12 protein-coding genes and 1 pseudogene are annotated in these 11,599 nt (G+C 67.2%); 11 read left to right on the plus strand and 2 right to left on the minus strand.

Annotated elements, in window-relative coordinates; all coding sequences use genetic code 11:
* The first annotated feature begins 99 nt into the window (after positions 1 to 99).
* The 7 genes from ACFU5M_RS12205 (at position 100) to ACFU5M_RS12235 (ending at position 7,034) form a co-directional block, all read left to right on the plus strand.
* Complete coding sequence (locus tag ACFU5M_RS12205) at positions 100 to 498, plus strand: molybdopterin-binding protein (RefSeq protein WP_379048068.1); 399 nt, start codon at positions 100 to 102, stop codon at positions 496 to 498.
* A gap of 5 nt (positions 499 to 503) precedes the next feature.
* Entirely contained in the window at positions 504 to 1,286 is a 783-nt protein-coding gene (gene modA, locus ACFU5M_RS12210) for a molybdate ABC transporter substrate-binding protein (RefSeq protein ID WP_379048071.1), read from the plus strand.
* Between the two features lie 50 nt (positions 1,287 to 1,336).
* Positions 1,337 to 2,095: a molybdate ABC transporter permease subunit gene (gene modB, locus ACFU5M_RS12215; RefSeq protein ID WP_379048217.1), complete on the plus strand. Its 759-nt coding sequence runs from the start codon at positions 1,337 to 1,339 to the stop codon at positions 2,093 to 2,095.
* Entirely contained in the window at positions 2,092 to 3,141 is a 1,050-nt protein-coding gene (locus tag ACFU5M_RS12220; protein WP_379048074.1) for an ABC transporter ATP-binding protein, read from the plus strand. The genes modB and ACFU5M_RS12220 overlap by 4 nt, the downstream gene beginning before the upstream one ends.
* Before the next feature lie 189 nt (positions 3,142 to 3,330).
* A complete protein-coding gene (gene rox, locus ACFU5M_RS12225; RefSeq protein ID WP_379048078.1) occupies positions 3,331 to 4,764 on the plus strand; it encodes a rifampin monooxygenase in 1,434 nt (477 codons plus the stop codon).
* A 93-nt stretch (positions 4,765 to 4,857) separates the two neighbouring features.
* Complete coding sequence (locus ACFU5M_RS12230; RefSeq protein ID WP_379048081.1) at positions 4,858 to 5,676, plus strand: class II glutamine amidotransferase; 819 nt, start codon at positions 4,858 to 4,860, stop codon at positions 5,674 to 5,676.
* Between the two features lie 137 nt (positions 5,677 to 5,813).
* Positions 5,814 to 7,034 carry a glycosyltransferase family 87 protein gene (locus tag ACFU5M_RS12235; protein ID WP_379048084.1) on the plus strand — a complete coding sequence of 407 codons (1,221 nt, stop codon included), beginning with the start codon at positions 5,814 to 5,816 and terminating at the stop codon, positions 7,032 to 7,034.
* 167 nt (positions 7,035 to 7,201) lie between these two features.
* Here the strand turns inward: ACFU5M_RS12235 and ACFU5M_RS12240 are convergent, their stop codons facing one another.
* Together ACFU5M_RS12240 and ACFU5M_RS12245 are read right to left on the minus strand one after the other, a co-directional pair.
* On the minus strand, positions 7,202 to 8,308 hold the full coding sequence (locus ACFU5M_RS12240; protein WP_379048087.1) for a class II histone deacetylase: 1,107 nt from the start codon (positions 8,306 to 8,308) through the stop codon (positions 7,202 to 7,204).
* A gap of 153 nt (positions 8,309 to 8,461) precedes the next feature.
* Positions 8,462 to 8,815: an ArsR/SmtB family transcription factor gene (locus tag ACFU5M_RS12245; RefSeq protein WP_379048090.1), complete on the minus strand. Its 354-nt coding sequence runs from the start codon at positions 8,813 to 8,815 to the stop codon at positions 8,462 to 8,464.
* A 75-nt stretch (positions 8,816 to 8,890) separates the two neighbouring features.
* Here ACFU5M_RS12245 and ACFU5M_RS12250 point away from each other — a divergent pair.
* From ACFU5M_RS12250 to ACFU5M_RS12265, 4 genes and pseudogenes are all read left to right on the plus strand, one after another.
* Positions 8,891 to 9,595: pseudogene (locus ACFU5M_RS12250) on the plus strand (energy-coupling factor ABC transporter permease); the annotation flags it as partial.
* Positions 9,596 to 9,619: 24 nt separating this feature from the next.
* Positions 9,620 to 10,006 (plus strand): PDGLE domain-containing protein, encoded by a 387-nt coding sequence (locus tag ACFU5M_RS12255; protein ID WP_379048219.1) that lies wholly within the window; start codon positions 9,620 to 9,622, stop codon positions 10,004 to 10,006.
* Between the two features lie 9 nt (positions 10,007 to 10,015).
* Positions 10,016 to 10,768 (plus strand): cobalt ECF transporter T component CbiQ, encoded by a 753-nt coding sequence (cbiQ, locus tag ACFU5M_RS12260; RefSeq protein ID WP_379048093.1) that lies wholly within the window; start codon positions 10,016 to 10,018, stop codon positions 10,766 to 10,768.
* Complete coding sequence (locus tag ACFU5M_RS12265) at positions 10,765 to 11,484, plus strand: energy-coupling factor ABC transporter ATP-binding protein (RefSeq protein ID WP_379048096.1); 720 nt, start codon at positions 10,765 to 10,767, stop codon at positions 11,482 to 11,484. Before cbiQ ends, ACFU5M_RS12265 begins: the two co-directional genes overlap by 4 nt.
* Positions 11,485 to 11,599 lie beyond the last annotated feature (115 nt).

Consider the following 11,599-nt stretch of genomic DNA (forward strand, 5'->3'; position numbering starts at 1 on the left):
GGTGAGCGCATCCCGGCGGCAGCGCACGCCGGATCGTTCTGCGATCGCGGTTCCGATGGAGGTTTTCATTACCGTAGATGCGGCAATAGAATGCGGCTGGTGTCGAATCTACGGATCAGTGAAGTGGCCGCGTTGCTCGGGGTCAGCGACGACACGGTGCGTCGATGGATCGATCAGGGCCGTCTGGACGCGATTCAGCTCGACAGTGGCCGCAAAGGTGTCAGTGGCCGCGAACTCGCCCAGTTCCTGCGGGCCAATGCCGATGCGCCCGCACCCGGTGTGACGGTCGCGGCGTCGGCCCGCAACCGGATGCGCGGAATCGTGACCCGAGTGGTCAAGGACACCGTGATGGCGCAGGTGGAGATGCAGGCCGGACCGTTCCGGCTGGTGTCGCTGCTGAGCCGGGAATCGGTCGACGAGCTCGGTCTGGAAGTCGGCAGCATCGCTGTCGCGTCGGTGAAATCCACGCACGTCGTCGTGGAGATACCGGAAAGCTGACGGGGATGAGGAAGATTCGCGAATGGGGTGTGGCCACCGCGACCGTGCTGGCTGTCGTTACGGCGGGCTGTGGTTCCGGCGACGCGACCGAACATACCGGCGCCGACCATGTCTCGGGCACGCTGATCGTGTTCGCCGCGGCCTCGTTGACCGAGACGTTCACCGAACTCGGTAAGCAGTTCGAAGCCGCGCACCCGGGCGTCGAGGTGGTCTACAGCTTCGGCGCGAGTTCCGCCTTGGCCGAACAGATCAACCAAGGCGCACCCGCCGACGTGTTCGCCTCGGCCGCGCCGAAGAACATGCAGCAGGTCCGCGACAAAGGTTCGGTCACCGCCACGCCGGTCACTTTCGTGCGCAACCGGCTCGAGATCGCGGTGCCGAAAGGCAATCCCGGGCGCATCACCGGGCTGGCCGATTTCGGCAAGACCGAGCCGAAGCTCGCCTTGTGCGCGAAGCAGGTGCCCTGTGGCGCCGCGACCGAGACGGTGTTCGAGACCGCGGGCATCACACCGCAACCCGATACCCGCGAACAGGACGTGAAAGCGGCCCTGACCAAGGTCACGCTCGGTGAGGTCGACGCCGCGCTGGTCTACCGCACCGACGTCGAAGCGGCGGGAGACAAGGTCGAGGGTATCGACTTCCCGGAATCGGTCAAGGCGATCAACGACTACCCGGTCGCGCCGCTGGCGCACGCGCCGAACGCGGTGGCGGCTGCCGCGTTCGTCGACTTCGTGACCTCGGAGAAAGCCCAGTCCGTCTTCGCCGCGGCAGGATTCGACACCCCGTGATCGCGCCCTCGCGGCGGCGGGCGGTGCTCGGGCGGCGACCGGTAGCGCTGATGCTGCCCGCTGCCTGCGGGCTGGCGTTCCTGGTCGTACCACTGATCGGGCTGCTGTGGCGAGCACCTTGGGCGACCATGCCGGATCGGCTGCTCAGTGCTGAAATCGGCCGCGCGCTGCGGCTTTCGCTGGTGTGCGCGACCGCGGCCACGGCGATCTGCGTGATACTGGGTATTCCGCTGGCCTGGGTGCTCGCGCGCGCCGAGCTGCCGGGGCGCGGACTGATCCGCGCCTTGGTCACCGTGCCGCTGGTGTTGCCGCCGGTGGTCGGCGGCGTCGCGCTGCTGCTCGTGCTGGGGCGGCGCGGGCTGATCGGACGGTACCTCTACGAATGGTTCGATGTCTCGCTGCCGTTCACCACCGCCGGGGTGGTCGTGGCCGAAGCATTCGTGGCCATGCCCTTTCTGGTGATCTCCGTCGAAGGAGCCCTGCGGGCAGCTGATCCGCGCTTCGAGGAGGCGGCCGCCACCCTCGGCGCCACCCGCTGGTACGCCTTCCGCCGGGTCACGTTGCCGTCGGTCCTGCCCGGCGTCATCGCGGGTTCGGTGCTCTGCTGGGCGCGGGCACTGGGTGAGTTCGGCGCCACCATCACGTTCGCGGGCAACTTTCCCGGCCGCACCACCACCATGCCGCTGGCGGTCTATCTCGCGTTGGAAACCGATCCGGACGCCGCGATCGTGCTCAGCCTGGTGTTGCTGGCCGTCTCGGTCGCGGTGCTGGTCGCGTTGCGCGAACGATGGATTCGGGGAGCGGTATGAGTTTGGAAGCCGACCTGCGGATCGACCGAGGGCGCTTCGCACTCGAGCTACCTTTGGTCGTCGAACCGGGGGAGGTGGTCGCTGTGCTGGGACCGAACGGGGCGGGCAAGACCACCGCGCTGCGCGCCCTGGCGGGGTTGATCGCGCTGACCGGCGGGCACATCCGCTTGGACGGAACCACCTGGGACGCGCCACCCTCGGTGTTCCTGCCCGCCGAACGCAGACGGGTCGGCGTCGTGTTCCAGGACTACCTGCTGTTCGGGCATCTTTCGGCACTGGAGAACGTCGCCTTCGGGCTGCGTGCCAGGGGATATCGGCGCGCCGCCGCCCATGAGCAGGCCGGCCGATGGCTCCAACGGGTCGGACTGACGGATTACGCCCAGCGCAAACCACGAGCGTTGTCGGGCGGGCAGGCGCAACGGGTCGCGTTGGCCCGCGCGCTGGTCACCGAACCGCAACTTTTGCTGCTCGACGAGCCGCTGGCTGCGCTGGACGCAGGTACCAAGCTCCACGTGCGCTCGGACCTCGCCCACCACCTGCGCGATTACCCCGGCCACACCGTTCTGGTCACCCACGACCCGCTCGACGCGATGGTCCTGGCCGACCGGCTGGTCATCCTCGAGGACGGGGCGATCGTTCAGCAAGGACCGCCCGCGCAGGTGGCGGCGCGGCCCCGCTCGGACTATGTGGCCACCCTGATGGGCCTCAACCTCTACCGCGGCACCGCGCGTGGCACGGTTGTCGACCTGGACGGTGGCGGCAGCATCACCATCGCCGACCCCACCCAGGGGCGGGTCTATGTGGCTTTCGGTCCCAACGCCGTGGGCCTGCATCCGGAACAACCCGTGGGCAGCCCCCGCAACTGCTGGCCGGTCACCATCACCGGCATCGAGCAACACGCTCACATCACGCGGATTCGTCTCGACGGCATCCCGCCCGTACTCGCCGACATCGCCCCCGCCACCGTCGCCGAATTGCGACTGCACCCGGGGCAGCGGCTGTGGGCCGCGGTGAAGGCCACCGAAACCCGCTCGTATCCGGCGTGAAAAAGCGAAAGCAAGGAGCCATGCACTCCTTGCCACTTCTAACATATATCGCACCCGGGGCCTTGCGGCAAGGCCCCGGTCGTGCTGCACAATCTCCAGCCGAAGCCAGAACCTGCGGAAATCGACGATTCGCAAAGTTGTGCGCTTCGGCCCCGAATGGGCCTCGCCAGATACAGGGATGGAGTTCGTGTGATCGATGTGATCGTTGCCGGTGGCGGACCGACCGGATTGATGCTGGCCTGCGAGTTGCGGCTGCACGGCGTGCACACGCTGGTGCTGGAGAAGGAGGCGGAGCTCACCGAGCGGTCCCGAGGGCAGGGGCTGCACACGCGCAGCGTCGAGATGATGGACCAGCGCGGCCTGCTGGACCGATTCCTCGCGGTCAGTAACAAGTTCCAGGTCGGCGGTCTCTTCGGCGGCATCGTCAAGCCGTGGCCGGAACGGATGGACACGGCGCACCCGTACGGCCTCGCCAATCCGCAGACGGTCACCGAACGGCTGCTGAACGAGCATGCTCTCGAACTCGGTGCCGAGATCCGGCGTGGCTGCGAACTGGTCGGGCTGACCCAGGACGACGAAGGAGTGACCGTCGAACTGGCGGACGGTACGCACCTGCGTGCGCGCTACCTCGTCGGATGCGACGGCGCTCGCAGCACCGTGCGCAAGTCGCTCGGCGTGGGTTTCCCCGGCGAGCCCACCAAGGTCGAGACGTTGCTGGGCGTGATGGAGTTGACCGAGGACCCGGCGACTATTGCCGCGATCGTCGCGGAAGTGCACAAGACCCAGAAGCGGTTCGGCGCCGCCGCGCTGGGGGATGAAGACGGGGTGTATCGCATCGTGGTGCCCGCCGACGGGGTGGCCGAGGATCGTGCGGCCGCACCGACGCTCGAGGAGTTCAAACAGCGGCTGCGGACCATCGCAGGCACCGACTTCGGCGCGCAGGCACCGCGCTGGCTGTCCCGGTTCGGCGACGCCACCCGGCAGGCCGAGCGCTACCGGGTCGGCCGGGTACTGCTGGCAGGCGACGCGGCGCACATCCACCCGCCGACCGGTGGGCAGGGGCTCAACCTCGGCATCCAGGACGCGTTCAACCTCGGCTGGAAACTGGCCGCCGAGGTCGCGGGCTGGGCGCCGGAGGGGCTGCTCGACAGCTACCACGCCGAACGGCACCCGGTGGGCGCGCGCGTGCTGGAGAACACCCGCGCGCAGATCACGCTGATGGGGACCGATCCGGGTGCGACCGCGCTGCGGGAGCTGTTCTCGAAGCTGATGGACTTCGAGGAGGTGAACCGGTACGTCACCGAGATCATCACCGCGATCGGGGTTCGCTACGACCTCGGCGAGGGGCATGATCTGCTCGGCCGGCGAATGCGGGACGTGGCGTTGAAGAAGGGGCGACTCTACGACCGGATGCACGGCGGCCGCGGGCTGCTGCTCGACCAGACCGGCCTGCTCTCGGTGGCGGGCTGGGCGGATCGCGTCGACCACGTCGTCGAGGTCAGCGAAGAACTGGAGGTGCCCGCGGTCCTGATCCGGCCGGACGGCCATGTGGCGTGGGTCGGTGAAGATCAGCACGATCTGCTCGGCGAGTTGCGGAAGTGGTTCGGTGCTGCCGTCGGGTAGTGGTGCGGTCGTAGGTTGAGCGGGCGGCCTCGGTCACCGACGCTGGTGGCCGAACTCCGCCTGATTTGCTTCAATCAATATATGTGCAGGTGGATGGCTTATTCTGGTGAGCCGATCCTGGCCGAGGACCTCTTGTTCCGGCCGGTGCATTCCCTGATCGATCAGAGCCTGCACTCGCGCCTGGGTGCGACGACCACGAACGGTGACGGCTTCGGGATCGGCTGGTACGGCGAAGGCCCGCGCCCGGCGGTGTTCAAGAACATCGAACCGGCGTGGAACGACCGCAACCTGCGGGAGATCGCTGCGCAAGTGCGTACACCGCTGTTCTTCGCGCACGTGCGCGCCTCGACCGGAACCGAGGTGCAGCGCAGCAACTGTCACCCGTTCCGGCACGGGCACTGGTTGTGGATGCACAACGGAGCGCTGCGCGATTTCCGGAGGATCAAGCGTGATCTGATGACGGCGGTGAACCCGGCCCTGTTCACCGACATCGAGGGTTCCACGGATTCGGAAACGCTTTTCTACCTCGCGCTGACCTTTGGGCTCGTCGACGACCCGTTCGGCGCGGTCGCCCGCGCGGTCGGCTTCGTCGAGGAGGTCGGCCGCGCCCACGACGTGCAAGCCCCGGTACAGATGACCGTCGCGACCACCGACGGCGAGTCCATGTGGTTCTTCCGGTATTCCAGCGAACACGCCACACGCTCGCTGTTCTATTCCAACGATGTCGCGAAGGTGCGGGCTCTGCACCCAGAGGTGCGGGCTCTGCGCCAGTTGGGTGCGGACGCGCGATTCGTCGTATCCGAGCCGCTGCGCGACCTGCCCGGGGCGTGGAACGAGGTCGAGGAATCGTCGGCAGGCGTCGTCCGCCTCGGCCACGATGAAACCCGCCCGTTCCAGCCGATCGCACCCTGAACGCTATGTGGTGCCGCTGATCGCGTCGTCCGAATCCGTTGTGCCGGTGAGGCGGTGCCTACTCGTCGTGTCCTGCGTCTTGTGCGGGATGAGTGTCGCGATGGTTAGGCTGCGGCGTTGTGCGTGGGCTGTCGTCGGTGACGAGGTTGTGGTCGGTGTGGGTGGTTACTCGGCTACTGATGGTGGTCTTCACCGGGGTGACGTTGTTGCCGCACAGCATCTGGGATGCCTCGGCCGCGGATTTGACGCTGTACCGGGAATGGGCCGGAATCATCGTCGGCCGGAACGTCTTCCCGCTGGACGACGAGCGGTGGCAGTATCCGCCCGGAGCGGGCGTATTGCTGGCGGTGCCCTGGCTGCTGGGTGGCGGGTTCGGCTACAACTGGTTGTTCTTCGCGCTGGTCGCCGCGGCGGACGCGAGCGTGCTGAGCTTGCTGATCCGGGCGGCACGCGGCGACGGACGGGCGATCGCGCAGACCGGGCCCTGGGTCTGGACGGTGGGGGTGGCCTTGCTGGGCCGGGTCTGTTACGGCCGATTCGATTTGATCGTGGCCGCGACCGCGGTCGCGGCACTGCTGTGGTCGGCGCGTCGACCAGCGGTGGCCGGGGCGGCCGCCGCTGCGGGCGTTTTGCTGAAAGTGTGGCCGGTGGTGGTCCTGCTGGGGTTGCGCAGGCGAACGCTGTGGCGGATGAGTGCGGTGGCGGCCGGTGTCGGCCTGATGTCGAGCGTCGGATTGACAGCACTCGGCCCCGGTGCGTGGTCGTTTCTGGAGTTCCAGTCGAAGCGTGGATTGCAGATCGAATCCGTCGCTGCCACACCGCTGTTGATCGCTCGGCTGGTGAACGGTGGGTACACCATCGTGCATCGCTACGGGGCCGATGAGTTGTCCGGGCCGGCGGTATCCGCCGCGGCTCGGGTGTGCGTGGCTGCCACTGTCGTCGGCGGCGCGATATTGCTGATCACCTGGTGGCGCACGCGGCCTCCGGCAGCAGATCTGGCCTTGGCCGCAGTACTGCTCGCCTTGGCGACCAGTCGCGTGCTCAGCCCGCAGTACCTGGTATGGGCGGTGGCGGTGGCCGCGGTCTGCGCGCTCGACTCGCGCACCACACAGCGGCCCGTGGTGGTGCTGGTGCTGGTGACAGCGCTGATGAGTCAGGTGGAATTCCCGTTCGTCTACGACCGGGTGGCTACCGGAAGCCTGCCGGGAGTGATCGTGCTGACCCTGCGCAACGGCCTGCTGCTCTGGGCGACTGTGTGGTCTGTACTGCGGCTGCGCGGCGCGAGTCCTCGGATGCTTCGTGACTACGCGGAAATGCCACAGCTCGGTGACAGTCCCACCGCCGCAAGGTCACGCTGAACGACGGCCATTACCACTTCGCTCGCCGGTGCGATTGATCGATGGACTCATGGCCGTGAAATGCGATGCAACTGGTCGATCAAACACGGCATGTACGTGACACGGGCACCGGACCACCCGCGCGGGCCGACGACGACTGGCTGTCCGGTGTGCCGCCGCGACCGGCGTCAGAGCTCGGCAACCAAGCCCGCCGCCGCTTCGATCGCGGCGGCCTCGTGGTCGAGCAGGACGTCGCCGCCTTGCGTCGTGACGATCGGCGTGTACGGGTCGTCCACGAATTCTTCGCCGAGCAGCTCGCGAAGCACCGCGAGTCCGCAGAACGGAACGTAGTGCGGGCTGTAGCCGCCTTCTTGCACGAAGGCGATGCGGCCCGCGCAGGTTTCGGCGGCGATGTCCAGCATTCGCCGGGTCAGGTGCCGGAAGCCGCCGCTGGTGACCATCTGCCGAGCCAGCGGGTCGAGAATGCTCGCGTCGAATCCGGACGCCACGATGATGAGCTCGGGCGCGAAGGCACGCAGCGCAGGTTCGACGACCCGGTCGATCGCGTGCCGATAGGCGGCGTCACCGCTACCGGGCGGAAGCGGCACGTTGATCGCGTAACCGTACCCATCGCCCGTGCCACGCTCTTCGCGGTAGCCGGAGTTCGGCGGGAAACACAGGTGCTGATGGATCGAGATGGTCAGCACCGACGGATCGTCGTACCAGATGTCCTGAGTGCCGTTGCCGTGGTGGACGTCCCAATCGACGACGGCGATGCGTCCCACGCCGAGAACGTCTTTCGCATAGGCGGCGGCGATGGCAACGTTGTTGAAGAGGCAGAAGCCCATGCCGGTGGCGCGGGTCGCGTGATGGCCGGGCGGATTGACCAGTGCGTAACCGTTGTCGACCGTCCCCGCGAGCACATCCTGAACGAGTGCGATCGCACCGCCCGCCGAGAGCGCGGCGATCTCGTAGCCGCCTTTTCCGAACGACGAAACGCCGTCGCCGGCGTCCCCGCCCTTCGGCTGCAAACTCTCGGCCTTGATGCGCTCCAGATGTTGCGCGGTATGTACCCGCAAGATGTCGGCCTCGTCGGCGGGGGTCGCTTCGATCGAATGCAGCTTGTCGAGCAAGCCGGATACCGCGACCAGCTCGTGAAAACGCCGTTTGGTGTCGGGATGCGCGAGGTGGTGCCCGATCGGCTGGAGGCCGACCGTGGCGTCCGAGGGGAACAGGCTTCCGCTGCCGGTGTCGGCCCATCCGTAGAGGGTGTTCCACACGTATCCAGTCGTCATGGTGAACTCCTAGCAGTCGGCGGACATCCACACGTCCGACCCGTCCGAATGGCTACACGCGCTCATTACAGGCACAGCAGTCACTACGCCGCAACCGGAGGGGTTGCCACCTGCGGCGGTGGCGGCGACCGTGCTCGGGGAAGGATCGGCCTCCTACAGCGGGCTCGGCTCGGAGGCGTGGGTGGCGCCGATCCAGTGCAGGAGTCGATGAATCGTTTCGTCCGCGAGGCGGTAGCGCACGATGCGGCCACTCTTGGATGCGGTGACCCAACCCTGGTGACGCAACTGGCGCAGGGCGTGTGAGGCGGCGGTCGCGGTCATCCCGACCGTGGCGGCGAGTTCGGTCACGCTCTGGCCGGGAGTGTGGTGCAAGCACACCAGCAGGCGCAGCCGGTTGGCGTCGGACAGCAGGTCGAATCGGTGAGCCCAATGTTCGACGCTGGATACGTCCAGGCCGAGCGCGGCGGGCCGGGCGCGTTCGGGGTCCAGCGAGTCACTCGTAACCACCTCTCTACTCTGCCGCCCTCTCCTCGACTGGGCCGAATATTGCGGAAGTGCACATATCGGTCCACTTGAACATATATGGCGCGTATCGTTCCGGAGGTGAGGGAGACCATTTCGGCGATGCATATGAGTGATGGCATCGTCGACGCGCCGACCTCCGCGATATTCGCGGTCATCGCTCTCACCGGGCTGGGATTCGCGGCGTGGCGCGCGCGTGCCGAACTGGAGGAGCGTGCCGCTCCGATGGCCGGTCTGGTGGCCGCGTTCATCTTCGCGGTGCAGATGGTGAATTTTCCGATCCTGCCGGGCGTGAGCGGGCATCTACTCGGTGGTGCGCTCGCCGCCATTCTGGTCGGGCCCTACATGGGTGCGCTGTGTGTGGCCATCGTGCTGATCGTTCAGGCACTACTGTTCGCCGATGGCGGGTTGACGGCGCTGGGTACGAACATCACGAATATGGCGTTGCTCGGGGTGGCGGTGGGCTATCTCGCCGCGCGCCGGCTGCTGCCCCTCATGCCGAGGCGCGCAGGGTTCGGGGTCGTCGCATTCGTCTCCGCGATAAGCGCGACCATCTGTGCCGCCATGGGTTTCGCTGCCGAATACGCGATCGGTGGGGCAGCTGGATCCACTGTCGGCGCGGTTACCTGGTACATGCTGGGTACGCACACTTTGATCGGCATCGGGGAAGGCGTCATCACCGCGATCACCGTCGTCGCCGTAGTCAACGCCCGCCCCGACCTCGTGCACCTGCTGCGTGCTGCCGATCGCACGAGGACGCGCGTGCCGGGGCCGCGCGCCGCACTCTCGATGAACGGATTCCTGCTCGGTTTCGCCGCCGTCGCGGTACTCGTGGCGGGTCTGTTGTCGTATGTGGCGAGTTCGCGACCCGACGGGCTCGATGCCGCGACGCGGCGCGGCTGTACCGTGGCCGAAGTCGACGGCAATGAGGAACTGCACGGCGAGTGCATCGCCCGGAACGTGGCCGATCACGCGTTGGCGGATTCGCCGCTGGCCGGGTACACGATCGACGGTAACCATGGGCTGACCGGCGTAGCGGGCGTTCTCGGGCTCGCCGCCGTATTCGCCGCGCTGCTCGCGGTGGTGCGCATCGTCAGGGCGGGCCGATCGAAGCATCGTCGGGCCGAACGGGTCTGGGAGGACGGAGTCGCGTCACCCGACCCGGGGTCGACCTAGGTGTCCACGGTGAGTCATCGGCTGCACCTCCCCGGCAGTTCGCCGGTGCATCGGACTCCGGCCGAGGTGAAGATCGTGTGCGCCGTAATCTCAGTCTGCGCGGTGGTCGCGACACCGAGGGAAATGTTCTGGCCGTTCGCCTGCTATGCGGCCGGATTGTTCGTCGTCTGGCGGGTGGCACAGATTCCACTACGGTGGATCGCGCCGCGCCTGCTGATCGAGTTGCCCTTCGTCGTCTTGGCTGTTCTGCTGCCGTTCGCGGCCGGAGAACCCAGAACGACGATTTTCGGACTGTCACTGTCGACGACGGGTCTCTACGCCGCATGGGGAATCGTCGCGAAAGGTGCGATCGGAGTGGGCATTTCGCTGACAGTCGCTGCCACGACGAGCGTGCGGGAACTACCGGGCGGACTCAGCAGGCTACACGTGCCCGCCATGATCGTCACGATCGTGGTGCTGATGCTGCGGTATGTGGACCTCATCGCCGACGAGGCGGAACGCATGCGCGTGGCGCGGATCTCGCGCGGAGACGACCCGCGGACGCTACGTCAGATCGGCGCCACAGCGCGCGGCGTCGGCAGCCTGTTCCTGCGCTCCTACGAACGCGGCGAACGGGTGCACATGTCGATGCTCTCGCGCGGGTTCACCGGTACGGTCACCGATTTCGGCACAACCCCGGCCAGCGGTAGGCAATGGATTCTCTCGTGTGCTCCCGTGTCGGCCGTACTCGGCGTCTGTGTCGGCGCCTGGGTCGCCCGGTGAACGAGTCGACGGCCCAAGCCGTCCGCTTGGCCGACCTGACCTTCGCCTATCCGGACGGGACCGGTGCGTTGCACGGGCTGGATCTCGACATCGCCCCCGGCGAACGGGTCGCGGTTCTGGGACCCAACGGCGCGGGCAAATCGACCCTGATGCTGCACCTCAACGGTGTGCTCAGCGCGACCTCGGGCGAGGTGTACATCGGCGGCACCCGGGTGGACCGCACCACCGTCCGCGCCATACGCCGGCGCGTCGGCGTCGTCTTCCAAGACCCCGACGACCAACTGTTCATGCCGACAGTCGAGCAAGATGTCGCGTTCGGGCCCACCAACTTCGGCATGCGCGGCGAACATCTCGCCGAGAACGTGCGCTTCGCGCTCGCCGCCGTCGGAATGACCGATCGAGCCGACCGCTCCCCGGGCCGTCTATCGCTGGGCGAACGCCGCCGCGCCGCGCTCGCCACCGTCCTTGCGTGCCGCCCGGAAGTACTCGTCCTCGACGAGCCCGCGGCCAACCTCGACCCGGTCGCCCGGCGAGAACTCGCCGACATCCTGCTCACGCTGCCGACCACACTCGTCCTGGTGACCCACGACCTGCCCTATGCCCAGCGCATCTGCGAGCGCGCGGTCATCCTCGACAACGGACGCATCGTCGCCGACGGACCGATAAACGAAATACTGGCCGACACCGACCTTCTCACCGCACATCGCCTCAGCTGAGCACTGTCCGGACATACGTTCGCAAACTACGCAGGTTCGCTGATTCCGGTACGCAAATATCGGCATTTGCGAGGCATTTCGAGCCGCTATGGGCGTGGGTAGCGTGCGAATGAGA

The sequence above is a fragment of the Nocardia sp. NPDC057455 genome, assembly GCF_042802775.1.
In the GTDB taxonomy this organism is placed as follows: Bacteria; Actinomycetota; Actinomycetes; order Mycobacteriales; family Mycobacteriaceae; genus Nocardia.